Origin of the sequence: Methylobacterium sp. UNCCL125, from assembly GCF_900116795.1 — a bacterium.
In the GTDB taxonomy this organism is placed as follows: Bacteria; Pseudomonadota; Alphaproteobacteria; order Rhizobiales; family Beijerinckiaceae; genus Methylobacterium; species Methylobacterium fujisawaense.
Map to the genome: position 1 here is coordinate 61,131 of NZ_FPBW01000017.1, position 26,251 is coordinate 87,381.

Annotated in this window: 21 protein-coding genes; 17 read left to right on the forward strand and 4 right to left on the reverse strand. The window is 70.8% G+C overall.

The annotated features are described in order from the left end of the window. Positions 1-104 precede the first annotated feature (104 nt). Complete coding sequence (locus BM396_RS18200; RefSeq protein ID WP_051045118.1) at positions 105-1,109, forward strand: helix-turn-helix domain-containing protein; 1,005 nt, start codon at positions 105-107, stop codon at positions 1,107-1,109. Here BM396_RS18200 and BM396_RS18205 read toward each other — a convergent pair. After that, entirely contained in the window at positions 1,075-3,216 is a 2,142-nt protein-coding gene (locus BM396_RS18205; protein ID WP_043389033.1) for a peptidase domain-containing ABC transporter, read from the reverse strand. The genes BM396_RS18200 and BM396_RS18205 overlap by 35 nt on opposite strands. Further along, complete coding sequence (locus BM396_RS18210; protein ID WP_043389035.1) at positions 3,213-4,529, reverse strand: HlyD family secretion protein; 1,317 nt, start codon at positions 4,527-4,529, stop codon at positions 3,213-3,215. The genes BM396_RS18205 and BM396_RS18210 overlap by 4 nt, the downstream gene beginning before the upstream one ends. A gap of 553 nt (positions 4,530-5,082) precedes the next feature. On the opposite strand from BM396_RS18210, the gene BM396_RS18215 reads away from it, so the two are divergent. Together BM396_RS18215 and BM396_RS18220 are read left to right on the forward strand one after the other, a co-directional pair. Then, a complete protein-coding gene (locus BM396_RS18215) occupies positions 5,083-5,313 on the forward strand; it encodes a hypothetical protein (RefSeq protein WP_043357549.1) in 231 nt (76 codons plus the stop codon). An 81-nt stretch (positions 5,314-5,394) separates the two neighbouring features. Then, positions 5,395-6,285 carry an AraC family transcriptional regulator gene (locus BM396_RS18220; RefSeq protein WP_043389036.1) on the forward strand — a complete coding sequence of 297 codons (891 nt, stop codon included), beginning with the start codon at positions 5,395-5,397 and terminating at the stop codon, positions 6,283-6,285. 12 nt (positions 6,286-6,297) lie between these two features. On the opposite strand, the gene BM396_RS18225 is transcribed toward BM396_RS18220, so the two are convergent. Further along, the gene (locus BM396_RS18225) at positions 6,298-7,659 is read right to left on the reverse strand and encodes an NAD(P)H-dependent oxidoreductase (RefSeq protein ID WP_043389039.1); all 1,362 of its coding nucleotides are present in this window, start codon (positions 7,657-7,659) and stop codon (positions 6,298-6,300) included. Positions 7,660-7,955: 296 nt separating this feature from the next. Further along, positions 7,956-8,849 (reverse strand): LysR substrate-binding domain-containing protein, encoded by an 894-nt coding sequence (locus BM396_RS18230; protein WP_043389041.1) that lies wholly within the window; start codon positions 8,847-8,849, stop codon positions 7,956-7,958. Between the two features lie 131 nt (positions 8,850-8,980). Between BM396_RS18230 and BM396_RS18235 the strand changes: the two genes are divergently transcribed. The 14 genes from BM396_RS18235 to BM396_RS18300 all read left to right on the forward strand — a co-directional run bounded on the left by BM396_RS18235 (position 8,981) and on the right by BM396_RS18300 (position 26,248). Beyond that, entirely contained in the window at positions 8,981-10,285 is a 1,305-nt protein-coding gene (locus tag BM396_RS18235) for an MFS transporter (RefSeq protein ID WP_043389044.1), read from the forward strand. A gap of 32 nt (positions 10,286-10,317) precedes the next feature. After that, a complete protein-coding gene (locus BM396_RS18240) occupies positions 10,318-11,181 on the forward strand; it encodes a class II aldolase/adducin family protein (protein WP_043389046.1) in 864 nt (287 codons plus the stop codon). Between the two features lie 236 nt (positions 11,182-11,417). Continuing rightward, positions 11,418-12,860 (forward strand): CoA transferase, encoded by a 1,443-nt coding sequence (locus BM396_RS18245; protein ID WP_043389048.1) that lies wholly within the window; start codon positions 11,418-11,420, stop codon positions 12,858-12,860. Between the two features lie 270 nt (positions 12,861-13,130). Continuing rightward, positions 13,131-14,588 (forward strand): class II fumarate hydratase, encoded by a 1,458-nt coding sequence (gene fumC, locus BM396_RS18250; RefSeq protein ID WP_043389241.1) that lies wholly within the window; start codon positions 13,131-13,133, stop codon positions 14,586-14,588. Between the two features lie 46 nt (positions 14,589-14,634). Next, positions 14,635-16,362 carry a ubiquinone-dependent pyruvate dehydrogenase gene (gene poxB / locus BM396_RS18255; RefSeq protein WP_043389050.1) on the forward strand — a complete coding sequence of 576 codons (1,728 nt, stop codon included), beginning with the start codon at positions 14,635-14,637 and terminating at the stop codon, positions 16,360-16,362. A gap of 30 nt (positions 16,363-16,392) precedes the next feature. Then, positions 16,393-16,788 (forward strand): cupin domain-containing protein, encoded by a 396-nt coding sequence (locus BM396_RS18260; RefSeq protein WP_043389052.1) that lies wholly within the window; start codon positions 16,393-16,395, stop codon positions 16,786-16,788. 31 nt (positions 16,789-16,819) lie between these two features. Continuing rightward, on the forward strand, positions 16,820-18,331 hold the full coding sequence (mqo, locus tag BM396_RS18265; RefSeq protein ID WP_043389053.1) for a malate dehydrogenase (quinone): 1,512 nt from the start codon (positions 16,820-16,822) through the stop codon (positions 18,329-18,331). 107 nt (positions 18,332-18,438) lie between these two features. Then, on the forward strand, positions 18,439-19,863 hold the full coding sequence (locus BM396_RS18270) for a cytochrome ubiquinol oxidase subunit I (protein ID WP_043389056.1): 1,425 nt from the start codon (positions 18,439-18,441) through the stop codon (positions 19,861-19,863). Positions 19,864-19,869: 6 nt separating this feature from the next. Further along, positions 19,870-20,856, forward strand: coding sequence for a cytochrome d ubiquinol oxidase subunit II (gene cydB / locus BM396_RS18275; RefSeq protein WP_043389059.1), 987 nt, complete (start codon positions 19,870-19,872; stop codon positions 20,854-20,856). A 47-nt stretch (positions 20,857-20,903) separates the two neighbouring features. Continuing rightward, positions 20,904-22,760 (forward strand): FUSC family protein, encoded by a 1,857-nt coding sequence (locus BM396_RS18280; protein WP_043389061.1) that lies wholly within the window; start codon positions 20,904-20,906, stop codon positions 22,758-22,760. After that, entirely contained in the window at positions 22,757-22,972 is a 216-nt protein-coding gene (locus tag BM396_RS18285) for a DUF1656 domain-containing protein (RefSeq protein WP_236952766.1), read from the forward strand. Before BM396_RS18280 ends, BM396_RS18285 begins: the two co-directional genes overlap by 4 nt. Before the next feature lies 1 nt (position 22,973). Then, positions 22,974-23,969 (forward strand): HlyD family secretion protein, encoded by a 996-nt coding sequence (locus BM396_RS18290; protein WP_051976360.1) that lies wholly within the window; start codon positions 22,974-22,976, stop codon positions 23,967-23,969. Positions 23,970-24,080: 111 nt separating this feature from the next. Continuing rightward, a complete protein-coding gene (locus BM396_RS18295) occupies positions 24,081-25,112 on the forward strand; it encodes an aldo/keto reductase (RefSeq protein WP_043357881.1) in 1,032 nt (343 codons plus the stop codon). A gap of 197 nt (positions 25,113-25,309) precedes the next feature. Then, positions 25,310-26,248 (forward strand): pirin family protein, encoded by a 939-nt coding sequence (locus BM396_RS18300; protein ID WP_043389064.1) that lies wholly within the window; start codon positions 25,310-25,312, stop codon positions 26,246-26,248. Positions 26,249-26,251 lie beyond the last annotated feature (3 nt).

Genomic DNA, 26,251 nt, shown 5'->3' on the forward strand with positions numbered 1-26,251 from the left:
ATCGTCAGGCCCGATCGGCGTCGGTTGCCAATCCGGCAAGATTCACACGATAGAGTTGCACAGGCGCTGGGACAGCGCCGCCGGGCCGGACGGGAGTGTCACACGTGTTGAGCCCGGTGCTCGTCCCAAGCCTCGTCGAGACGACCAATCACGTCGAGCCCAAGCAGGCCTTCGAATTCTGGCGCTGCACGGCCCTGGCCGCTTTCGGCGACATCGGCCGGCGGCATCCCCGGGAGCGCTTCGCGGCCAAACGCCTGACCGTGGCGTCGGCCGGCTGGTCGCTGACCCATACGGTCAGCAGCCCGGTGGAGCTGGAGTTCCGGTCCCGGCACGTCGACCGGAACGCCCGCGCGATGGTGGTGATCGGCCTCGGGCTCGACGGCATCGGCTATCACGAGCAGCACGGCCGCGGCGCCCAACTGAACCCCGGTGATATCAGCTTCCTGTCGCGGAACCGGCCCTTCGTGGCCGGCACCCAGAGCGCCTACGGCGAGATCCGGCTCGCCGTGCCGCGCGAGGTCTTCGAAGCCTGGGTCGGCGATGCGGACGCCTTCGCGGGCCGCAGCCTCAACCCGCACCCGGCCGGGGTGGCGTTCCGGACACGCCTGTGCACCGTGGCCGCCTCCATCGCCTGGATGTCCGAGGGCGAGGCACAGACTGCGATCGAGGGCGTGCTGCACCTTCTCGGCCACCTCGTCGACGGCACGGCCCGGCGCACGAAGCCCGCGGAGGTTTCGCAGGCGGCGGTGGTCTCGCTCGCCCGCGCCCATATCGCGCGCCGGATGCACGATCCCGACCTGGCCCCGCAGGACATCCAGAGGGCGCTGGGCCTGTCCCGGACGAGCCTGTACCGCGCCTTCGCGGAGACCGGCGGCATCGCGACGGCGATCCGCGACGCGCGCCTCGACCTCGCGCGCCGACGGCTGGAAGCCGCCCGCGACGGCAAGGTGCGGATCGCCTCGATCGCCTATGCGTGCGGGTTCACCGACGTGCCGACCTTCAACCGCGGGTTCCGCAAGCGCTTCGGCCTGGCACCGGGCGACCTCCGGCCCGCGCAGCCTCAGGCGAACCGCGTCAGCCCGCGGCAGCCAGATCCGCCGCGCCCCTGACCTGGGCGGGGAAATCGAACACCGCGTCCGCATGGGCGATCGTCGCCGGGCGATGGGCCACGATGACCCGCGTCATGCGCAGGTCCCGCAGAGCCTCGGCGATCACCGCCTCGGTGGCCTCGTCGAGATGGCTCGTAGCCTCGTCGAGGAACAGGATCTCGGGCCGCCGGTAGAGGGCGCGCGCCAGCACGATGCGCTGCTTCTGGCCCCCCGACAGGGTCGAGCCCATGTCGCCGACGAGGCTCTCGAAGCCCATCGGCATGCGGCGGATGTCGTCCAGGATCGCGGCCCGGGCCGCACATTCGGCGATCCAGCCGGCATCCGGATGCTCGTCGAAGGCGGCGATGTTCTCGGCGATGGAGCCCGCGAACAGGCCGTCGTTCTGCATCACGCCGGCGATCCGGCGGCGGTAGGATCCGGCGGCGGTGCGGATGTCCTGGCCGTCGGCGGCGACGATCCCCTCGGTCGGGGGCGTCAGCCCCATCATCACCTTCATGAGCGAGGTCTTGCCGCATCCCGAGGGACCGGTGATCGCGAAGCAGGCGCCGGCCCGGACCGACAGCGAGACCCCGCGGAAGATCCAGGGCTCGTCCGCGCCGTAGCGCAGCGCCAGGCCTACGCCGGCGAGCGCCCCGGCCTTCAGGGCGACGACCGGCGCCGCGGGCGGCGCGGCGGCAGCGAGATCCTGCTCCTCGGGCTCGCACAGCACGATGTCGGCGAGCCGGTCGGTCTGCACGTCGAGCATGCGCAGCTTGAACCACGCGTCGATCAGGCTGCCGATCCGCGTGGCGAACTGGTCGCGATAGGCCAGGAACGCCACCAGCATGCCGAGCGACAGCGACCCGCCGATCACGGCGCGGGCGCCCAACACCAGCAGGATCAGGCGATCGAGGCCGAACAGGAACTCGTTCGCACGGCCGAACACGAGGTCGAGGCGCTGCAGCCGCAGCCGGGCGTTCAGGGCCGTGACGAAGTGGTTCATCCAGGCGCCGCCGCGCCGCTCGCGCAGGTCGAGGAGCTTGACGCTCGCCATGCCGCGGACCGTCTCGATGAAGTGCGTCTGCTGGCGGGCCTCGGCCACGAGGGCCTCCTCGCTGCCCTCGCGATAGGCGCCGTAGGCGAAGACCCGGAGGATCGCGTTGAGTGCCGTCGAGGCCAGAACAACGGCGACCAGCCAGCCGCCATAGACCATCAGCATGGCCAGCATCCCGACCGCCATGAGGCCGTCGAGGACGGCCTGGACGAGGTCGGTCGTCAGGCCCTTCTGGATGGTGGCCAGGGAGCCGAACCGGGAGATCACGTCGCCGACATGGCGCTTCTCGAAATAGTCGAGGGGCAGCCGCGACAGGTGGTCGAACAGGCCGGCCGACCATTGGTAGTTCAGCCGGGTCCCGGCCAGCATGATCGCCCAGGTCCGGGCGATGCTGAGGCCGAGCTGGAGCAGCAGCAGCAATCCGAGGCCGATCGCCACCACGAGGAGCAGGTCGTGGTCGGCATTCACGATCACCTCGTCGATCACGACCTGCGAGGCGATGGGCATCAGCAGGGCGACGAGTTCGATCCCCAGGGAGAGGGCCAGCACCTGGGCCAGGGCGGCGCGGATGCCGGACATGTTGCGGAACAGGTCGCGCAGCCGCAGGCCCGGGTTGGCCCGCTCGCGCTTGAAGCCCGGGTTCGGCACCGCCTCCAGGGCGACACCGGTGAATTCCCGCGAGGCCTCCGCGAGGCTGATCCGGCGCCGGCCGCGGCCCGGATCGTTGATGACGAGGCCGCCGCGCTCGACACGGGTCAGCACCACGAAGTGGTTGAGGCCCCAGTGCAGGATGCAGGGGAGCCGGAGCCGGGGCAGATCCGTGAGCTCGACCCGCAGGGCGCGGGCGGTCAGGCCCTGGGCGCCGCAGAGGTCGATCAGGTTGCGCAGGGTCATGCCCTTGAGCGACAGGGGATGGCGCCGGCGCAGCGTGGCGAGGTCGAGCTGGCGGCCGTGATAGGCCAGGACCATGGCGAGGCAGGCCATGCCGCATTCGGCGGCCTCGGCCTGCAGGACGACCGGCACCCGGCGGCGAAGCCCGAAGTCCAGCCGGGCGGCACGGGATGGCGCCGTCACGGGGCCGCCTTCCGGACCGGCAGGGCGTCGAGGCCGCCGCGCGTGACGAGGGCGAGGCTTTCCCGGACATGCGCGACGGGATCGAGCAGCCAGCGGTAGAGCGACCGCTTCTCCAGGGCGATATCGGCCTCGACCCGCATGCCCGCCTCGAGGCTGCGCCGCTCGCCATAGGCCAGCACGGTGTCGGAATCGGGCCGGACGACGATGCGGTACAGGTCGGTCCCCTCCCCCCGGGCGGAGGCGCGCCGCGCGAAATCCGGGGCGTCGTCGCTGCCCAGCGGCGCCCGCGTGACCTCGGTGACGACGCCGCGATGCAAGCCGAAGCGCTGGAACGGGAAGGCGGCGTAGCGCAGCATCACCGGCGCGCCGGCCTCGGCGAAGCCGATGGCCGACGAATCGACGAACAGGTTGGCCTGGAGGCGCCCCGCGCTCGGCAGCAGGGTCAGCAGCGTCGCCCCGGCCGCCACGGTCTGGCCGACCTGCGCGCGGATCGACGTCAGGGTCCCGGCCTCCGGTGCCCGGACCTCGATGGCGCGGCGCGCCTCGCTCTCGGCCTTCTGCTGCGCCAGCTGGGCGGCGGTCCGGTCGAGGTCGGCGAGGTCGCGGGCCAGCCGGTCGTCGTAGGCGGCGAGCTGGGATTTCGTGTCGGCGAGCTTGCCGTCGACCTGGAGGCGGCTCTGCTGGAACTGCGCGAGCTGCGCGCTCGCCTGCATGTAGAGGTAGTTCTGGCTCTGGAGATCGGCGGCGCGGGCGAAGCCGCGCGCCACGGCGTCGGCGAGTTCCTCGACCCGCGACCGGAGCGGCGGCACCAGCTTCTCCTGCAGCTCGATCTGCTTGGCGAGCTGGGCGGATTGCTCGCTCAGATTCGCCACCTGCTCCCGGAGGGCCTGCCGCTCCGTCCCGGCCAGATCGGCCCGGGCGGCCCGCTGCCGCTCCACGCTCTGCCGCTGGCGCTCCAGCTCGGCGATCACCCGTTCCTGCGTAGGCCCGCTCGCCGACACGGCGTCGAGGTCGATCGTGTAAAGCAGCTGCCCCCGGGCGACCTTGTCGCCCTCGCGCACCCCCGTCGAGCCGACGCGGCCGGCGACCGGGCTGGCGAGACTGATCAGACCGATATCGGGCGCGAGCAGGCCGACGGCGTGGATGCGGCGGGTATAGGTGCCCTGCCAGGCATAGAGGCCGATGGCCGCCACCATGGCCACGCAGGACAGGGCCACGATGCGGATCGGCAAAGGCTGGATGATCTGCGCCTCGCCCAGCCACGCATTGCGTCGCGCCTCTATAACTTCCAGTCGAAAGAGCGGACTTGGCACCCGGCTAAAGCAACCTTCCCAGAACGAGACCACATCTTCGAGGATAGCACGCCTCGGCGTCATCCGGCTTGCTCGGTCGCATCGTACGAGTGCTGTGTCAACACTGCACGGGAATGCGAATTTTGTATTCCCGATGTCGCGTCAGATTGTCGCATTTTTCTATAAAAATTCAACGATATCAATTACTTGAACGAAATGAGGATCCGGCTTGTTTTGCGCCGCAAAACAAGGTCAATTTTTGCGCGCTCTCGTGCTGCAGCGCAAAGATCGCGTCTTCGCGATGCTGTCGAGAGGCACGGGGCCCCAGCGAAGACGGCGCTTGATGCGAAAGCGCCTGGAGCGCGCCCTGGGAAAGGCAAGCCCGGTCAGTTTTTGCGCATTCGCCGAATTCGAGAGAACTCGACACGTATCGGCAGCCAGATACCGATTGACACGAAGCACATCTCTGTAATCCTAAAGGCAGGTGCCGACGTCCAAGGCGCCTCGACGCTGCGATCAGACAATAGATCGAGCAGAATAAACTTCTTCTTGAATCTCAATCAGGAGAACGATCATGCAGGACAGCATCGATACCGTCCGCGAGCTGAGCGCCACCGAGCTTGACCAGGTGGGCGGCGGCCTCGGGGTCGGCCTCACCGTCGGCCTGGGGGTCGACGCAAGCCAGGAACTCGGTGCGGTCTCGGGGGTCGTCGGCCAAGCGGGCAGCCTCGTGAGCGGCTTGGTGGGCAGCGTGCTCGGCGCGGTTGGCGGCCTCGTAGGCGGCGTGACCGGCGCCCTTCGCTGACGGAGGAGAATCGGGAGGGCGGCCGCGAGGCCGCCCTCCTCAGGCGCCCGAGGGCGACGAAGCCGGAACCGACTGGCCCGCATGGACAGCACGCCCGAGACCATCACGTACGCCACCAGCGGCAGTTCCGGACATCTCTCCGGCCGTCCCGAACTGACCTGCTGCGCGCCGGGCGACCGCGGTCTCCCGGAGATCACCTTCATCGATTTCCGCTTCGCCACCGGGGGCTGGAGCACGCATGCGGTCTCCGGTCTCGAAGTCGCCGCCAGCACGCAGCCCGCGGGGGCGCATCACGAGGTCGATTACGAGATCGCGGCGCGGCTGAGCGACCGCGAGGGCCTGCTGGTCCGGCGCCCCGGTCTGCACGGCACGACCCGGTGGGTCGGCCCGTATACCGGCCGGGTCCTGTCCTTCTCGGCGGCGGCCGTCGAGCGCCTCGCGGAAGCGCCCATCGGAAAGATCGCGTTTGCGACCGACGGGCGCGACCTCCGCGCCTGCCGGAGCACCTGTCACATCCTCAGCGCGCTGAGCTACGCGCATCGGGACGATCCTTCGCCCGACCCGCTTTTGATCGAGAGCCTCCATCTGGCGGTCCTGCGCTCGGTCATCGCGGTCCGCACGGCGGGCCGGTCGGCCGGACCCGATCTGTCGGCGTCGCAGGCCGGGCGCGCCTGCGCGTATATCCGGGAGCACCTGGACCGGGAGATCACCGTGTCGGCCCTGGCCGGGATCGTCGGGCTCAGCGAGGGCTACTTCATCCGGGCCTTCCGCCAGAGCACCGGGGTGACGCCGTACCAGTACATCATGCGCGAGCGCGTCGGCCGGGCCGAGGCCCTGATCCGCTCCGGCGCGGGGTCCATGGCGGAGGTCGCCGCGCGGTCGGGCTTCACGAGCGCCGGCGCCATGAGCCGGACGTTCCGGAAGCTGGTCGGGCGCTCGCCGACCGGGCGCACGGCCGGCCGGCGCGCCTGAGCGCCTGAGCGCCTAGCCGGCGGCCCGCCCCGTCGCCCCGCGAAACAGGTCCTCCATCTCGCGCCGGACGCGGATCGCCTCCTGGTCGGCCTCGTACGCGACGTCGCTCCAGCGCACGGCCCGGCCGGCGGGCACGTCGGTCTTGAGGACCATGTTGTGGGCGAGCCCGATCGGCAGGGCGTCCTGCGCCAGGGACTCCGCCGCCGGCATCAGCTTGCCGTAGACGGTGAACCCGCCCTCGCCGTCGAGCCGCTCGCCCGCCCGCAGGGCGCGCTTGGCGGTGGCGGCGACGTCGCCGCGCCAGTCGCCGGTGGCACCCGTGGCCTCGCCGCGGACCGCGATGGAGGCCACCGAGATCCCGAGCTCCAGCCCGATCAGGTGATAGGGCTTGTAGGTGGCGGCGAACCGGCCGCTGGCGTCGGTCTTGAGGCCATACTGGGCGAAGCAGTCGCGCACGTAGGGGCTCGGCGCCTCGAACACCGCGTAGACGCCCCAGCGCAGGTCCCGGAACACCGGCCGCCCGTCCCGCTCGACGGACGAGACCACCTCGACGGTGCCGCGCTCGGTGAGGAGGCCGCCATCCGCCACGGGCTTCAGGATGCTCGGCAGGTCGTCGACGCCGCAGGGCGGGAAGGCGAGGCCGTCGCGCGGGGGGGTGAGCCCGCAGGCATTGGCCACCGCGGCCATCTCCAGGGCCGACTTGGTGCCGTCGAGGAAGGAGTTGAACATCTGCGGGTTGAAGTCGCCGCCCGCGACCTGGCTCTCGCTGAAGCCGTAATGGCCCCAGACCGTGTCGGGCGTGGAGGCATGGTAGGCCGGCAGGTACTTGGTGCCCTTGCCGGCGCAGATCACCTCCAGCCCGATCGTGCGCGCCCAGTCGACCAGCTCGGCGATCAGCGCCGGCTGGTCGCCCGAAGCCATGGAGTAGATCACCCCGGCCTCGGCCGCCTTGCGCGCCAGCAGCGGCCCGGCCAGCACGTCGGCCTCGACGTTGACCATCACGATGTGCTTGGCCGCCGCGAAGGCCCGCAGCGCGTGGCGGATTCCGGCGGCCGGGCTGCCGGTGGCGTCGATGACGATGTCCACGAACGGGCTCGCGATCATCGCGTCGGCATCCTCGGTGACGAGGGTCGTGCCGGCCCGGGCAGCCTCCTCCAGCCCGCGCGCCGCGAACCAGGCCTCCTCCCAGCCGACCCGCCGCAGCGACGCGCGCGCCCGGTCGGGCGACAGATCGGCCACGGCGATCAGGTGGATCCCGGGCGTGCGTGGCGCCTGCGAGAGGTACATCGCGCCGAACTTGCCGGCCCCGATCAGGCCGACCCGGACGGGCCGGCCCTCGTCGGCGCGCCGCTGCAGCTTGGCGAAGAGGGACATGGGGCGTTCTCCCTGGGGGCGCACGGTCGGGCTCGGGTCCCGCCGCGTTTGCCGCGTTGTTTGGACCCGCACCTAGCGCGGCTCGCGATCCCGTTGAGACCCGCCGCATGACAAGACTGACATAACCGTTGCGACCGAGGGGACGCGCGCCGGACCCTGCGCCGCCCGTGTCTCCGGGTTCCGGGCTCGCCTCCGGCGCCCCGGACCGACGGCGTGAGGCGCCCGCCTGTCGCCGAAGCGATCCGGCCGACGACGATCACCGCGCCCATGTCTTTCCGCGCCAACATCTTTCCGCGTCAGGCCGGAACCGCCCGGCTCTCCACCTCCACGTCGAGCAGCCAGCGGCGGAAGGCCCGGATCTTCTCCAGGGCCCCGTCGCGCTCGCGGTAGCAGATGAAGTGCAGGTCCCGGGACAGGCTCTCGAACCGCCCGCCGCCGAGGCGCACCAACTGCCCGGCGGCGAGTTCGTCCCGGGCGAACCGCAGGGTCTCCAGCGCCACGCCGAGCCCCTGGACAGCCGCCGAGATCACCAGCGAACCCCGGTCGAAGGCCGCGCCCGATGCCCCGGTCGGGATGGGCAGGCCGTTATGGGCGAACCAGTCCGGCCAGCGGATGGGGCTGAAGGACGAGTCCAGCCGGGTGAAGGCCCCGGCCCACCCCGCGGCCCGGGCAACCTCCGGCGTGCACAGGGCGGCGATCTCCTCCGGCCCAAGGGACTCGACGGTCAGTCCGGGCCCGCGCGGCGGCCGGCCGTAGGCGATCAGGATGTCGATCTCCTCGTGCCGGGCGAGATCCAACGGGTCGGCGCTGGTGGAGAGGCGGATGGCGATGCCGGGATGCGTCTCCACGAAGGCGGGGAGCCGGGGCCCCAGCCACTTCGCCGCGAAGCTCGGCGTGCAGTGGACGGCCAGCGACGAGGGCGGCGGCGGGCTCAGCTCGGCACAGACCGCCTCGATGGCGTCGAAGGCGCTGGAGAGCCCCGCGAGCAGGCGCTGGCCGTCGGCGGTGAGCGTCGCCTGACGATTCGCCCGCCGGAACAGGGCCCGTCCGAACCAGCGCTCCAGGGCGCGGATCTGGTGACTCACCGCCGAGGGCGTGAGGTGCAGCTCCTCGCTCGCCCGCGCGAAGCTGCCGAGGCGCGCGGCCGCCTCGAAGGCCCGTAGGGCGGGGAAGCTCGGGATCCGGCGCATGGGACAATCCATGAATTGAATTCACGAAAAGCGTGAAAAATCGTCGTTTGTCAACGATTGGACGCAGCACGATAGTGCCGGCCGCGCCGCGCAGACGGTGGCGAAACGATAAAGTCTAGGGAGACACCGGAATGGCACAGGGGGTCATGACCCTCGTCGAGCCCAGTATCGACGAGACGACGCGGGTCTACCGCAAGGTTACGTGGCGCCTCGTGCCGTTCCTGTTCGCCTGCTACGTCGCGGCCTATCTCGACCGCGTCAATGTTGGTTTCGCCAAGCTGCAGATGCTGAGCGACCTGCAGTTCAGCGAGACCGTCTACGGCCTCGGCGCCGGGATCTTCTTTCTCGGCTACTTCCTGTTCGAGGTGCCGAGCAACATGATCCTCCACAAGGTCGGCGCCCGGATTTGGATCGCCCGGGTCATGCTGAGCTGGGCCGTCATCTCGGCGGCCATGATGTTCGTGACCTCGCCGACCTGGTTCTACGTCCTGCGCTTCCTGCTGGGCCTCGCCGAGGCGGGCCTGTTCCCGGGCGTGATCCTGTACCTGACCTACTGGTACCCGTCCGAGCGCCGCGGCGGCATCATCGCCCTGTTCATGACCGGCATCCCGATCGCCGGCCTGATCGGCGGACCGGTCTCCGGCTGGATCATGAACGCGTTTGCCGGCACGGGCGGCCTCGCGGGCTGGCAGTGGCTGTTCCTGATCGAGGCGCTTCCGTCCGTCGTGCTGGGCTTCTGCGTCCTCGCCTATCTCGACGACGGCATCCAGAAGGCCAAGTGGCTGAGCGCCGACGAGAAGGCGCTGCTCGCCCACAACGTCGCCGCCGACGGCGCCTCCGTGACCGCGCACCGGTTCCGGGACGGCTTCACCAGCGGCTGGGTCTGGCTGCTCTGCGGGATCTACTTCTTCTTCATCATGGGCCTCTACGGCGTCGGCTTCTGGCTGCCGACCCTGATCAAGGGCGCGGGCGTCTCCGACCCGCTGCAGATCGGCCTCCTGACCATGCTGCCCTACGGCGCCGCCGCCGTGGCGATGATCACGGTCGGGCGCCTGTCCGACGCGGCCCGGGAGCGGCGCTGGCACATCACGGTGCCGGGCCTCGTCGGGGTGGCGGGCTGGCTGGTCAGCATCCGGTTCAGCACGGATCTCGTGATCGCCGAGGCGGCGCTCACCGTGGCGACGATCGGCGTGCTGGTGACGCTCGCCCAGTTCTGGTGCCTGCCGACCGCCATCCTGGCGGGGGCGGCCGCCGCCACCGGCATCGCGGTGATCAACTCGGTCGGCAACCTCGCGGGCTTCGTGAGCCCCTACCTGATCGGCTGGATCATCGACACCACCAAGTCCACGAGCCTCGGCGTCTACACCCTCGCCGCGTGCCTCGCCCTGGGCAGCCTCCTGGCGCTGACGGTGCCCAAGCGCCTCGTCAACCGCTGACGCCCTCCCCTCATCCGACGAAAGGATACGCCATGCTCAACGATCATTCCCACGACGCGCCCGTCGCCCTCGACCTGCCCGACGACGATGCCGGCCGCAAGCGGACCTCGATCTACCAGCCGGAGCAGGCCGGCCTGATCTTCCCGGAGATTCCGGAATTCGCCAACCACGCCGAGGCGCGCGAGTACCGCAAGAAGCACCTCGTGGCCGCCTGCCGCGCCTTCGCGATGCACGGCTTCGACTACGGCTTCGCCGGGCACCTGACGATCCGCGACCCGGAGCGTCCGGAGCTCTACTGGACCAACCCGATGTGCGTGCACTTCTCGCAGGTGCGGATGTCGAACCTGATCCTGGCCGACCACAAGGGCCGGGTGGTCGAGGGGCGCCACGCCATCAACCGGGCGGGCTTCGTCCTCCACGCCGCCGTGCACGACGAGTACCCCGAGGTCATGGCGATGTGCCACGCGCACACCACATACGGCACCGCGTGGTGCGCCACCGGTCGGCCCCTCGACATGATCAGCCAGGACGCGGCGGCCTTCTACAACAGCCACGCGGTGATCGGCGCCTCGGCCGGCGCCGTGGCGGTGGAGAAGGAGAGCGGCCTCTCGGTCGCCCAGCAGATCGGCCGCAACCGCGGCGTGCTGCACCAGAACCACGGCCTGCTGACCTGCTCGCACCACAGCATCGACGACGCGGCCTTCTGGTTCATCGCCCTGGAGCGGGCCTGCAAGCAGCAGCTCCTCGTCGAGGCCTCCGGCATCAAGCCGCAGCTCCTCTCGGAGAAGACCGCCCGCTACAGCCGCGAGCATGTCGGCAGCGACTATATCGGCTGGCTGCACTTCCAGACGCTGTACAACCACATCGCCGAGACCCAGCCCGACATGTTCGCCTGAGGCCCGGCGGGCGCCGCCCCCGCGCGGACGGCGCCGCGACGCGCATCGGGGCCGGCCGCGAGGCCGGCCCTGCCGCTATGGGCCGGCATGGGCCGGTATGGGCCGGTATGGGCCGGCGCCCGGACGGCGCCGTCCGGATGGAGCGGGGAGCCGGTCCGTCCTGCCCATCAGCGGTACAAGATTGATTCATCCGTCGGCGGCCGCCACCCTGCACAGGTCATGTGAGGGCCGCGACCATGCGCAAGCGACACGCCGACGAGGACGCCCTGCGGTCGATCTTCGCGGAGGCGCTGGCAGCCCTGGCGCTGCGGCCCGATGCCGGAGACCGGCTGACGGTCACCGGCACGGAGAGCCTGCCGTCCTGCTTCCCCGTCACGGAGCTGGCGACGGCGGCGATCGGTGCCGCCGGCCTCGCCGTCTCCGAACTTCTGGGCCTGTTCGGAGATGCGCCCGCCGTGACGGTGGACCGGCATCTCGCCTCGGCGTGGTTCGGCCCGTCGGTGCGGCCGCGCGGATGGACGATGCCGGCCGCCTGGGACCCGATCGCCGGCGACTACCGGGCGGCGGACGGCTGGATCCGGCTGCACACCAACGCGCCCCACCATCGCGCCGCCGCCCTCTCGGTGCTCGACTGTCCGGGCGACCGGGAGGCGGTTGCGGCCGCCGTGGCCCGGGAGGCGGCCGAGACCCTGGAATCGGCGATCCTGCGCGCGGGGGGCTGCGCCGCGGCGATGCGCAGCCTGGAGGCGTGGCAGCGACTGGACCAGGGCCGGGCGGTCCGGGCCGAGCCCCTCGTGGCGGTCACGGAGGCGCCCGGCCTCGACTCCGGACGGTGGCGCCCGGACCCGGCCCGTCCCCTCGCGGGGATCCGGGTCCTCGACCTGACCCGCATCCTGGCGGGGCCTGTGGCCACGCGCTTCCTGGCCGGGCTGGGCGCCGACGTCTTGCGAATCGACCCGCCCGGCTGGGACGAGCCGTCCCTGGCGCCCGACGTCACCCTGGGCAAGGTCTGCACCCGGCTCGACCTCCATCGGGCAGCCGACCGACAGCGGTTCGAGGGGCTGCTCTCGGAGGCGGACATCCTCGTGCATGGATACCGCCCGGATGCCCTGGAGCGGCTCGGCTACGGGGAGAAGCATCGCCGGGCGCTCAATCCGAACCTGATCGACGTCACGCTCTGCGCCTATGGCTGGACCGGGCCCTGGGCCGGCCGGCGCGGCTTCGACAGCCTCGTCCAGATGTCGGCCGGCATCGCGTCGGCCGGACAGCGCTGGAAACAGGCCGACCGGCCGGTGCCGCTGCCCGTCCAGGCGCTCGACCACGCCACCGGCTATCTGATGGCGGCGGCGTCCATACGGGGCCTGATCGCCCGGTTGCGGGAGGGGCGCGCCGTCACCGCGAGGCTCTCCCTGGCCCGCACGGCGTTTCTGCTCACCGACCATGTCGGCGGCGCACCGGGGCCCGCCTTCAGCGGAGATCAGGACCGGGACTTCTTACCAAAGATCGAACACACGGCGTGGGGACCCGCCCTCAGGCTGTACGCGCCCGCGCGGATCGACGGCGTTCCCCTGCGATGGGATAGGCCCGCCCGGGATCTCGGATCTACGGAGGCTGCACTGGTTTCCAATTTCGATAGCGCGCAATTTTCCAGCCCGAACAGCAGCCGCGCTATAAATTGATCAATCCATCTAATATTTTTGCACCGGCGACATTACGCGACCCTTGACATTGATACGCGTCGTCTGGCAATCGGCACGTACGATATGCATGACACTATGTTAATATATTCAGAAATTTGTAAAAAAGGAACAGAAAATTCCTGAAGATCTCGATTTGGCAAAAGTCCATCAAGCAACAGGGAATATTAATACGATTTACCTCAAAGCACATCCGTTTCGCCGACCCAGACTTGCTCTGTGCCATACGGTTCGACACCGAGAAGGATGACGATGCCCGCGTCTGCCCCGGACCATCCTGTCCTGCGCGAAATCCCGATCGGCATCTCCGCCACGGGGACACGCCGCGAGACGGATTCGATGGGGGCGATCGACGTGCCGGCGGACCGCTACTGGGGGGCGCAGACGCAGCGCTCGCTCCAGCATTTCTCGATCGGCAACGATCGCATGCCCAAGCGGGTCTATCACGCCTACGGCTACGTCAAGAAGGCCGCGGCCCTGGTCAACGCCGCGGCCGGACGCCTGGAGGACTGGCGGGCGCAGGCCATCGTTCGGGCCGCCGACGAGACGATCGCGGGAAAGCTCGACGCGCATTATCCGCTCTACGTCTGGCAGACCGGCTCCGGCACCCAGTCCAACATGAACGTCAACGAGGTGCTGTCGAACCGCGCGATCCAGCTCCTCGGCGGTGAACTCGGCTCCAAGAGCCCGGTCCACCCGAACGACCACGTCAACATGGGCCAGTCGTCGAACGACACCTTCCCGACCGCGATGCACATCGCGACGGTGCTGGAACTCGACGAGGTGCTCCTCCCGCAGGCGCACGCCCTTGCCGACGCGATCGACGCGAAGGCGCAGGCCTGGATGGATGTGGTCAAGACCGGCCGGACTCATCTTCAGGATGCGACGCCGTTGACGGTCGGCCAGGAATGGTCGGGCTACGTGGAGCAGATGCGCGACGCGCTGGCCCTAGTCGCGGCGTCGCGGGCCGGGCTCTACAAGCTCGCGGCCGGCGGCACCGCGGTCGGCACCGGCCTCAACGCCCCGGAAGGCTTCAGCGCGGAGATCGCCGGCCAGATCGCCGCGCTGACCGGCAAGCCGTTCGTCACGGCGCCCAACAAGTTCGCCGCCCAAGGCTCCCTCGACGCCATGGTCGCCGCCATGGCGGCGGTGCGCGGGCTCGCGGTCGCGCTGATGAAGATCGCCAACGACATGCGCTGGCTCGCCTCGGGGCCGCGCTGCGGTCTCGGCGAATTGCTGCTGCCCGCCAACGAGCCGGGCTCCTCGATCATGCCCGGCAAGGTCAACCCGACCCAGTGCGAGGCCATGGTGATGGTCTGCATTCAGGTGATCGGCGAGGACAACGCGGTCGCCTTCGCGGGCGCGCAGGGCAATTTCGAGTTGAACGCGATGCGCCCGATCATCATCAACAACACGCTGCACGCGATCCGCGTGCTGGGCGATGCCTGCGAGAAATTCCGGACCTACTCGGTCGCGGGCACGGAGCTCAACCGGAAGCGGATCGACGAGACCGTGAACCAGTCGCTGATGCTGGTCACGGCCCTGTCGCCGGTGATCGGCTATGACCTCGCCTCCAAAATCGCCCACCGCGCCAACGACGAGGGTACGACGCTGCGCGAGGCCGCCCTGGCCGAGGGCGTTCCGGCCGAGCGCTTCGACGCGGTGTGCGATCCCAAGACCATGACCGGCCACGGACTGGCCGGCGCCTGAACCCGCCGGGACCATCCGTCGGGGCCTCTCAGCTGAGCGAGACACCATGAGCACGAAGGTCGCCGATCTGTTCGTCCGGGCGCTGGCGCAGGCCGGCGTGAAGCGCATCTACGGCGTCGTCGGCGACAGCCTCAACGGGCTGACCGAGGCCCTGCGCCAGGACGGCTCGATCGCCTGGATCCACACGCGCCACGAGGAGAGCGCCGCCTTCGCGGCCGGCGCCGAGGCGCACCTGACCGGCAACCTCGCGGTCTGCGCCGGCTCCTGCGGGCCGGGCAACCTCCACCTGATCAACGGCCTGTTCGACGCGCACCGCTCCCGCGTGCCGGTGCTGGCCATCGCGGCCCAGATCCCCTCGGCGGAGATCGGCCGGGGCTACTTCCAGGAGACGCACCCGCAGAACTTGTTCCAGGAATGCAGCCACTATTGCGAGCTGGTCTCCTCGCCGGCCCAGCTGCCCGGCGTGATCGAGACCGCGATCCGCGTCGCCGTCGCCGAGCGCGGGGTCGCCGTGGTGGTGATCCCCGGCGATGTCGGCCTCATGGCCATGCCGGGGAACGCGCCCGAACTCTCCGCCGCCCTGGTGCCGCCCCCGCCCGTGGTGCACCCGCGTGACGCCGACCTCGATGCGCTGGCCGGGATGCTTAACGATGCCGGCCGCGTGACCCTGTTCTGCGGCCGCGGCTGCGCCGGCGCCCACGCGGAGCTGCTGCAGCTCGCCGAGGCGCTGAAGGCGCCGGTGGTCCACGCGCTGGGCGGCAAGGAATACGTCGAGTGGGACAATCCCTACGACGTCGGCATGACCGGGCTGATCGGCTTCTCCTCGGGCTACCGGGCGATGCTCGACTGCGACACCCTGCTTCTGCTCGGCACCGGCTTCCCTTATCGCCAGTTCTACCCGGAGGACGCCAAGATCGCGCAGGTCGACCTGCGGGCCGGGAGCCTGGGGCGCCACTGCCGGATCGATCTCGGCCTGATCGGCGACGTCGGCGCGACGATCACGGCGCTGCTGCCGAAGCTGCAGGCGAAGACCGACCGGGCGCATCTCGACGACAGCCTCGCCCATTACCGCAAGGCCCGCGCCGGGCTCGACGCCCTGGCGGTGGGCAAGCCCGGCGGCAAGATCCACCCGCAATACGTCGCCCGGACGCTCAGCGAGGCGGCCTCCGAGGACGCGGTCTTCACCTTCGACGTCGGCACGCCGACGATCTGGGCGGCCCGCTACCTCGCCATGAACGGCAAGCGCCGGCTGATCGGATCGCTGAACCACGGCTCCATGGCCAACGCCCTGCCGCAGGCGATCGGCGCGCAGGCGGCCTATCCCGGGCGGCAGATCATCTCGTTCTCCGGCGACGGCGGCTTCGCCATGCTGATGGGCGACCTGCTGACCCTCAACCAGCACAAGCTGCCGGTGAAGATCGTGGTGCTGAACAACGGCACCCTGGGCTTCGTCGAGATGGAGATGAAGGCCGCGGGCTTCCTCGAGACCGGCGTCGAACTGGTGAACCCGGACTTCGCCGCCATGGCGCGCGGGGCCGGCATCTTCGCCCGGCGCGTCGAGGATCCGGCCGAACTGCCGGACGCGATGCGCGCGCTGCTCGACCACGACGGTCCGGCCCTCCTCGACGTCGTCTCGGCCCGCCAGGAACTGTCGATGCCGCCGAAGGTCGGCCTCGAGCAGGTGACGGGCTTCGGGATGTGGCTCGCCAAGGCGGTGATCGACGGGCGCGGGACCGAGATCGTCGACCTCGCCAAGACCAACCTCTGGCGCTGACGCGCCGATCCCAAGCTGGAGATCAGCCCGATGATCCGCTGCGTTCGCATCTGGACCGGTGACGACGGCAATTCCCACTTCGCGGAGGGCGTCATCGACCTGCCCCACGGCGAGCGCGGCGACATCCTCAGCGGCACGACCGACGTGGTTTCGATCTCCTTCCGGGAGACGCAGTCCGGCGGCACCTACGCGTGGCACACGGCCCCGACCCGCCAGTTCGTCATTACCCTGCGCGGCACCCTCGACTTCCAGACGAAGGCCGGGGCGCATTTCACGATCCGCCCCGGCGACATCCTCATCGCCGAGGACACGGCCGGCTCCGGCCATTCCTGGCGCCTCGTCGACGACGAGCCCTGGTGCCGGGCCTACGTGATCCTCGCCCCCGGCGCCGAGGCCCGGCTGCCCTTCGTCCCGAACGCCCAGTGAGTTCCCCCGAACCGGTGCCAGGAGTTCCGCGATGGCCGGCCTAAGCGACGACGACACTCCCGACGTGGTGCTGATCGGCGCCGGGATCATGAGCGCGACCTTCGGCACGGTCCTGAAGGAGCTGGAGCCGTCGCTGCGGATCGCGATGTTCGAGACGCTCCACGACTGCGCGCAGGAGAGCTCGGAGGGCTGGAACAACGCCGGCACCGGCCACGCGGCCAATTGCGAGTTGAACTACACGCCCCAGCGCCCCGACGGCAGCGTCGACATCGCCAAGGCCCTGGAGGTCAACACCGAGTTCGACATCTCGCGCCAGCTCTGGGCGCATCTCGTGCGGAAGGGCGCGATCCCCGATCCCCGCGCCTTCATCCATCCCTGCCCGCACATGAGCTTCGTCTGGGGGGCCGAGAACGTCGCGTTCCTCAAGGCGCGCTACGCCGCGATGTCGGCGCACCATTGCTATCACGGCATGGAATACAGCGAGGATCCGCAGGTCATCGCCGGCTGGGCGCCCCTGATCATCGAGGGCCGCGCCCCCGGCGAGCCCATCGCCGCCACCCGGATCGTCACCGGGACGGATGTCGATTACGGCGCCCTCACGCACCTGCTGGTCAAGCAGCTCGCGGCGCAGCCCGGCTTTTCCGTGCACTACAACCGGAAGGTCGTCGCCCTCGACCGGGTCGACGACGGCCGCTGGGCCGTCACCGTCGAGGACACCTACGACGGCACGCGCCAGACCGTGACGGCAAAGTTCGTGTTCATCGGCGCGGGCGGCGGCTCGCTGCCGCTGCTGCAGGCCTCGAAGATCCCGGAGGGGCGCGGCTACGGCGGCTTCCCGGTCTCCGGCATCTGGCTGCGCTGCGACGTCGACGCGGTCAGCGCGCGCCACCACGCCAAGGTCTACGGCAAGGCGGCCTCCGGCTCGCCGCCGATGTCGGTGCCCCACCTCGACACCCGCATCATCGGCGGCAAGCGCTCGCTGCTGTTCGGACCCTATGCGGGCTTCTCGTCGCGCTTCCTCAAGCACGGCGCGCTCACGGACCTGTTCACCGCGCTGACCCCGCACAACATCGTGCCGCTGCTCGACGTCGCCAAGGACAACGTCGCGCTGACCGAGTACCTCGTGGGCCAGGTGCTCCAGAGTTCCGACCACCAGTTCGCGACCCTGAAGCAGTTCTTCCCCAAGGCGCTGAAGCAGGACTGGACGTCGGCGGTCGCCGGCCAGCGGGTGCAGACGATCAAGCCGACCGGCCAGTCGAACCCGCTGGAGGAGGGCTACCTCGAGTTCGGCACCGAGCTCGTGGCCGCCGCCGACCACTCGATCTGCGCGCTGCTCGGCGCCTCGCCGGGCGCCTCGACGGCGGCCTTCATCGCGGTCGAGGTCCTCGAGAAGTGCTTCGCCGACCGGCTGACGCCGGAGGGCTGGCTGCCCCGCCTCAAGGCCGTGATCCCGACCTACGGCATCGACCTCAAGCAGGACGCCGAGGCCTGCCGGCGCAGCCGGGCCGAGACGGCGCCGATCCTGAGGATCGACACCGTCTGACACTTCCGCGAGGCGCGGTTCCCCGCGCCCCGCCGGTGGACATCTGAGGGTGCGACGCGCCCGAGCGGGGGCGGCGGACCGGCGAGCTTCGGCTGGAGAGAGGAACGATGGACATCTCCGCCCTGATGCTGTCGCGCATCCAGTTCGCCTTCACGGTCTCGTTCCACATCATCTTCCCGGCCTTCACGGTCGGGCTGGCGGCCTGGCTCGCCTTCCTCCAGGCGCGGGCGATGATCTCGGGCGAGCCGGTCTACGACCGCCTGTTCGACTTCTGGCTCAAGATCTTCGCGGTCGCCTTCGGGCTCGGGGTCGTCTCCGGCATCGTCATGGCGTTCCAGTTCGGCACCAACTGGAGCGAACTCGCCCGCCGCACCGGGCCTGTCCAGGGGCCGCTTCTCGGCTACGAGAGCTTCACGGCCTTCGCGCTGGAGGCCTCGTTCTTCGGCGTGCTGATGTTCGGCCGGCGGCGGGTGCCGCGCTGGTTCTACCTGTTCGCCTGCCTGATGGTCTGCCTCGGCACCAGCCTGTCGTCGTTCTGGATCCTCGTGAACAACTCGTGGATGCAGTATCCGACCGGCTTCGCCCTGCGGCCGGACGGCGTGTTCGTGCCGACCGACTGGTGGGCGATCCTCTTCAACGGGGTCGTCTGGGTCCGCTTCCCCCACATGGTCCTGGCCGCCTACGTCACCACCAGCTTCTGCGTGGCGGCGACGGGCGCGTGGTCCATGCTGCGGGGCCGGGACCGCGTCGAGGCCCGCGCCATGGTCCGGATGGGGCTCGGCCTCGCCGCGGTCCTCGTGCCGCTGCAGCTGTTCTTCGGCCACCTCACCGGCGACTACGTCGTCCGGCACCAGCCCTCGAAGATCGCCGCCATCGAGGGCCACTGGGAGAGCCGGGCGCCGGCCGGCGAGATCCTGTTCGCGTGGCCCGACGAGGCGCAGGAGACAAACCACTTCGTCATCGCCCTGCCCGCCCCCGCCGGCAGCCTGATCGACGACGGCACCCTCACCGGCAAGGTGATCGGCATCAAGGACATCCCCAAGGCCGACCGGCCGCCGGTGCTGATCCCGTTCTTCGCCTTCCGCATCATGGTCGGCTGCGGGCTGCTGATGCTGGCGCTCGCCTGGGGCGGGATGGCCTTCTACGCCACCGGGCGGCTGGAGCGGGCGCGCTGGCTGCAATGGGCGATCTTCCTGTCGTTCCCCCTGGGCTTCGTCGCGACGCTGACCGGATGGTTCACCGCCGAGGTCGGGCGCCAGCCCTGGACGGTCTACGGCCAGCTCCGCACTGCCGATGCGGCGACGCCGTTCCTGACATCCCCGCAGGTGGCGACCTCCCTCGCCGTGTTCGGCGCGGTCTACGCGCTGATCTTCGCGGCCGGCACCGTCTACATCTACCGCATGCTCAGGGCCGGCATCCTGCCGACGCCCGCGCATGCGGGGAGCGCCGCCAACCCCAAGAGGCCGCTCGCCGTACCGGGCGACAGTCCCGGCACACCCGGCGCCACGCCGACCGGCACACCGGCGGAGTGAGCAGCCATGATCGAATTCTGGGCCGCCGCCCTCGCCCTCACCCTGATGCTCTACGTGCTGCTCGACGGGTTCGACCTCGGCGTCGGCATGCTGTTCGGGATCGCCCCGGACGAGGCGGCGCGCCGCCACATGATGCAGGCGATCGCCCCGGTCTGGGACGGCAACGAGACCTGGCTGGTTCTGGCCGCGACGATCCTGTTCGGGGCCTTCCCCGCGGTCTACGCGCTGCTGCTCTCGGCCTTCTACCTGCCGCTCCTCCTGATGCTCGCGGCCCTGATCCTGCGCGGCGTCGCCTTCGAGTTCCGCTACAAGTCCCGGCGGCTGCGGCGGGTCTGGGACGCGGGCTTTGTCGGCGGCTCCTTTTGCGCGGCCTTCGTGCAGGGCGTGACGGTCGGGGCGCTGGTGCAGGAACTGCCGGTCCGGGACGGGCTCTATGTCGGCGGGGCGTTCGGGTGGCTCACGCCCTTCTCGCTGCTCTGCGGGCTCGGCCTGTGCCTCGGCTACGCGCTGCTCGGCGCCGCGTGGCTGTGCGGCAAGACCGAGTCCGACGTGCGCGACCTCGGCTTCCGGCTGCTGCCGCGGCTCCTGCTCGGGGTGCTGGCCTTCCTGGGCGCGGCCTTCGTGTACGCGCTGGCGATCAACCTGCGGGTGCTGCACCGCTGGATCGAGCGGCCCGAGATGCTGGTCCTGCCCCTCGTGGGGGCCGCGGCCTGCGCGGGGCTCCTCTACGCGGCGCGGCGCCGGAACGACGCCCTGCCGTTCCCGCTGGTGGCGCTGATCTTCGCCGCCGCCTTCGCGACGCTCGCCGCCTCGTTCCTGCCCTACATGGTGCCGTTCAGCGTGACGGTGACCGAGGCGGCGGCGCCGGAGGCGAGCCTGTCCTTCATGTTCTGGGGCGCGGGGATCGTGGTCCTGCCGATCACCCTGATCTACACCCTGGTCGTCTACCGGGTGTTCAAGGGGAAGGTCGACGTCGCCGAGCATTATGAGTGAGCCCGCGACCGGGCTCCCCGACCCGCCCCGGCCGCTGAGGCCGCGCCGTGGCCGGTGAGGTCGCGCTCTCCGAGGACGCGCCGGGCCTCCTGCAGCGCCTCGCCGCGTGGTGGCCGCGGGAGGCGGCCGAGGCCGTGCGCATCGCGCTCACCGCCATCGCGGCGATCTGGCTCGCCATGTGGCTCGAACTGGCGCTGCCGCACTGGGCCGGCTGGACGGTCATCTCGGTGACGCTCGCCACCCGCGCGGCCTCCCTGCGCAAGAGCCTGTGGCGGGCCGGCAGCACGCTTGTCGGCGTCACCGTCGCGATGGTGCTGGTGGCCAATTTCGCCCAGGCGACCCTGGCCTTCGACCTCGCCCTGGCCCTGTGGATGGGCCTGCTCACCGCGGCCTCCAGCGTCGAGAGCGGCCAGCGCGCCTACGGCTTCGCCTCCATGGGCTTCACGGTGCCGATCATCGCCCTGGCCGACGTGCAGAGCCCCGAGACGGTGTTCCAGATCGGCGTCGACCGCTGCTCGACGATTCTGCTCGGGATCGGCTGCGCCTACGCGTCGAACGTGTTCGTGGCGCCGGGCGTCCCCGCCGTCAGCCGCGCCCTGGCGGGGCGGCTCGAGGCGGCCGCGCAGGCCTGCGACGCCTGGATGGCCGCCCTGCGGCGGGGCGAGCGGCCGGGCCCGATGCCCATCGCCGCCGTGATGACGCTCGGCGAGGAGGTCACCGACACGTTCACCGAGCAGCCCTCCCTCCGTTCCGGCGGCCGGGGGATCCGCAACGCCGCCCCCCGGCTGCGGCGCGTGCTCGCCGCGGGCCTGCTGCGGGCCCTGCTGCCGGACCGGCCGGGATCGCGCTCGACCGACCTGATCGGGGCCGGCGGGGCGATCGCCGTCCGGCAGATCGGGCGCGTCCGGGTCTCGGCGCGGCTCCTGCGGGCCGGGGGCCGGGTGGGGCGGCGGCGCGTTCCGTTCCGCCCGCACCTGCTCCTGTGGAACGACCTGGACTGGGACGGCTGGCACGCCTTCGACAACGGCCTGCGCACCGCCGCCGCCGTCCTGCTCGTCAACGGCTTCTGGTACGCCACAGGCTGGTCGCACGGGGCCGGCGCCGCGACCTGGGCGAGCCTCGTCTGCGTCCTGCTCGCCGCCCATGCCGACCCGCGGGCGGAATCCCGCGCCTTCCTGATCGGCGCGCTGCTCGCCGCCGTGGTCGGGCTGACCCTGCGCTACACCCTGCTGACCACCACCGGGAGCTTCGTGCTCCTGGCCGCCGTGCTGCTGCCGGTGGCGATGCTGGCGGTGGTCGGCCGGGCCGACAAGCGCGCGATCTACGGCATCGGCTTCGGCTTCTTCGTCTTCGGCGTCCTCGATCCCAAGAACCCGATGACCTACGACCTCGCCGACTCGCTCAACACAGTGCTGGCCGAGCTGCTCGGGATGGCGGTGGCGGCGGTCGCGTTCGCCGCCCTGCCGCCGCCGGTGAGCCCCGCGACGCTGCGGCTGCGGGCCCGCCGCCGGCTGGTCCGGTCGGTGCGCGGCGCGGCCCTCGATCCGGCGCTCCTGCTGCCGCCCCGCGACCGCTACCTCGCCCGGGGCTTCGGCCGGCTTGCCCTCATCGGCGCGGATGAGGCGATGGCCCGGGGCGGCGAGCGCCTGCTCGTCATCGGGCTCCTGCTGCTCGCCCTGCGGGAGACGGACGACCGGGAAGGCCGCCGGGTCGGCCGGGCGGTCTGGGCCCGGCTCGCCGCGTCCCGTCCGGCAGAGGCGGATGCGGTGCCGGATCCCTTGCGCGAGCTCGCCGACCGGGCGACCCTGCCGCTCCAGGCGGAGCGCATCGGGGCGCTGGCCGCCCTCGTGTCGGATCTCGACCGCGCGGGCTGGCCGAACCTCGATCCGGGGGTGCGGGCGTGATCGGATTGCGGGCGGTCGACGTGCTGGGGCTCTACGTCGAGCCCGCGGTTATCTGCCTGCTCGCCGCCCTGGTGATCACCTGGGGCCTGCGCTGGATCCTGGACTGGATCGGCATCAACCACCTTGTCTGGAACCGCGCCCTGTTCGACTTCAGCCTCCTGACCGCCGTGACGGCTCTGCTGATCCTGTCTCTGCGCGTCCAGGGTCCGTGACATGGCCACGACCCCGCGACCGTCCCTGCGCGACTGGCAGCCGCCGCCCGCCTACAACGTCGCCGCCACCCTGCTGGCGCTGGCGGCGGCAATGGGCCTCGCCTACCTCGCCTTCCTCTACTACGCCTACACGCCCTGGACCCGGGACGGGCGCGTGCGCGTCTACACCGTGCAGGTGGCTCCCGAGGTCTCCGGGACGGTGGTGGCGGTCCGCGTCCGGGACAACCAGTTCGTCCGCAAGGGCGACGTGCTGTTCACGATCGATCCCGGCACGTTCAGGAACGCCGTGACCCAGGCGGAGGGCGCCCTCGCCAGCGCCCGGGCACAGGCCGGCTACCTCGCGGGGATCGCGCAGCGCACCGCCGAACTCGACGATCTCGCCACCACCCCGCAGCAGAAGCAGACGACCAGCGGCCAGGCGCAGGCCGCCCAGGCCAACGTGGTCCAGGCGGAGGGCGCGCTGGCGCAGGCGCGGCTCAACCTGGAGCGCACGACCCTGCGGGCCACCGTGAACGGCTGGGTCACCAACCTGCTGCTGCAGGAGGGCGGGTTCGCCGCCACGGGGCAGCCGGCGCTGACGCTGGTCAACGGCGACAGCTTCTGGATCGAAGGCTACTTCGAGGAGACTCAGTTGCCGCGCATCGGCGAGGGTGACGCCGCGCGGGTGTCGCTGATGGCGTGGCCGGACCGTCCGATCCAAGGCCGGGTGACCGGCCTCGGCCGCGGCATCAGCGTCGCCGACGCCGCCCCGGGCGTTCAGGGGCTGCCGACGGTCAACCCGATCTTCACCTGGGTCCGGCTGGCGCAAAGGGTGCCGATCCGGATCGACCTCGACGACGTGCCGTGCCCGATCGTGCTGGCGGCGGGGATGACGGCGAATGTCGCGATCCTGCCCGAGAAGGCCGGATCCCCGAACGCCCTGCCGCCCGACCGGCGCACCGGCGCGGCCGCCGGCCAGCGCTGCGAGGGGGCGCCGGTCGTCGAGTCGCGGCGCTGACGCGCACGGCCCTGGTCGTGCCGTGCCCGCCTCCGGGAAAGCCGGGGCGGCGACCGCGTTAGACCGGCAGGCGCGCCGACATGCGGCGCCCGCGATCGCGATGAGGATCCGATGGACTACAGGCAGTTCGGACGCTCCGGCCTTACCGTGCCGGTGCTCAGCTTCGGCACCGGCACCTTCGGCGGCACGAACGAATTCTTCCAGCGCTGGGGCCAAACGGACGTCGCGGAGGCGACCCGCATGGTCGATCTCTGCCTCGATTCCGGGGTCAACTTCTTCGACACGGCCGACATCTACTCGGGCGGCGCCTCCGAGGAGATCCTGGGTCAGGCCCTCAAGGGCAAGCGCGACCGGGCGCTGATCTCCACCAAGGCGACCTTCCGGTTTAACGACGACCTGAACCAGGTGGGCTCCTCGCGCTACCACCTGGTCCGCGCCTGCGAGGCCAGCCTGAAGCGGCTCGGCACCGACCATATCGACGTCTACTTCATGCACGGGTTCGATGCGCTCACCCCCGTGGACGAGACCCTGCGGGCGCTGGACGACCTCACCCGCGCGGGCAAGATCGGCTACATCGGCGCCTCGAATTTTTCCGGCTGGCAGCTCATGAAGGCGCTCGCGACCTCGGAGCGCCACGGCCTCGCCCGCTACGTCGCCTACCAGGGCTACTATTCGCTGATCGGCCGGCACTACGAGTGGGAGTTGATGCCCCTCGGGATCGACCAGGGTGTCGGCCTGATGGTCTGGAGCCCGCTGGGCTGGGGCCGCCTCACCGGCAAGATTCGCCGCGGACAGGCCAACCAGAGCGGCCGCATCGCCGCCGGTGGCGCCGAGGGTGGGCCGCCTGTCTCCGACGAATACCTGTTCGGCGTGGTCGACGCCCTCGACGCCGTGGCGGCCGAGACCGGCAAGACGGTGGCGCAGGTGGCGCTCAACTGGCTGCTGACCCGGCCGACCGTGTGCAACATCGTGGTCGGCGCCCGCACCGAGGAACAGCTGAAGCAGAATCTCGGCGCCCTCGGCTGGACCCTGACCGCCGAGCAGGTCGCCCGCCTCGACGCGGCGAGCCACGAGACGCCGATCTATCCGTACTGGCACCAGAAGGGCTTTGACGAGCGCAACCCGAAGCCGACGGTCTGGTAGCCAGCGGCGCGCGGCCGGGACCCTGAGGGCGGAAATCGGAAACGATGCGTTTCGATCGTTTCTGTTTCAACTCGTGCGGTCCCGGTCCAGGATGCCTGCGGATGGCCGGCCGATCCCGAACGATGTCGGCTCCGCCATCCGGGGCGCCGCGCAGCAGCCGATGGCGCTCCTCCCTCCCCGCGCGAAGGAGCAAGGCGATGAGCTGGCACAGTGCCGAGGATCCGATCCCGGGCGACCATTTCAGCTGCGACGCGATCCGGACCCTGATCGTGCCCCGCTCGCGCGATCTCGGCTCCTTCGCGGTGCGGCGGGCGCTGCCCTCCACCGAGTGCCGGATGGTCGGCCCCTTCATCTTCTTCGATCAGATGGGCCCCTCCGAGTTCCTGCTCGGGCAGGGCATGGACGTGCGGCCGCATCCGCATATCGGCCTCTCCACCGTCACCTACCTGTTCGACGGCGAGATCATGCACCGCGACAGCCTCGGCACGGAGTTGCCGATCCGGCCGGGCGAGCTGAACTGGATGACCGCGGGCCGCGGCATCACCCATTCGGAGCGCACGGCCCCGACGCTGCGGCAGACCGGCTCCCGGCTGTTCGGCATCCAGAGCTGGGTCGCCCTCACCGACCGGGACGAGGAGAACGCCCCCGCCTTCGAGCATTACGACGCCGCCGCGCTGCCGGTCCTCACCGGCGAAGGCAAGACCGTCCGGCTGATCGCGGGCGAGGCCTTCGGCGCACGCTCGCCGGTGCGCACCTCGAGCCCGATGGTCTACGCCGACGTGGCGCTCGAGGCCGGGGCCGTCCTGCCCCTCGATCCGACCTACGACGAGCGGGCGATCTACACGGTGGCGGGCGCCATCGAGATCGCCGGCGACGGCTTCGGGCCCGGCCAGCTGCTGGTGTTCCGGCCCGGCGACCGCATCAGCGTGCGCGCCCTGGAGGGGGCCCGGTTCATGGTGCTGGGCGGCGAGCCGATGGATGGTCCACGCCACTTGTGGTGGAACTTCGTCTCCTCCCGCCCCGAGCGGATCGCGCAGGCCAAGGAGGATTGGCGCCAGGGCCGGTTCGACACGGTGCCGAACGACGCCGAATTCATCCCCCTGCCGGAGGATCCGCAGCCCGTCCGCTACCCCTGAGCC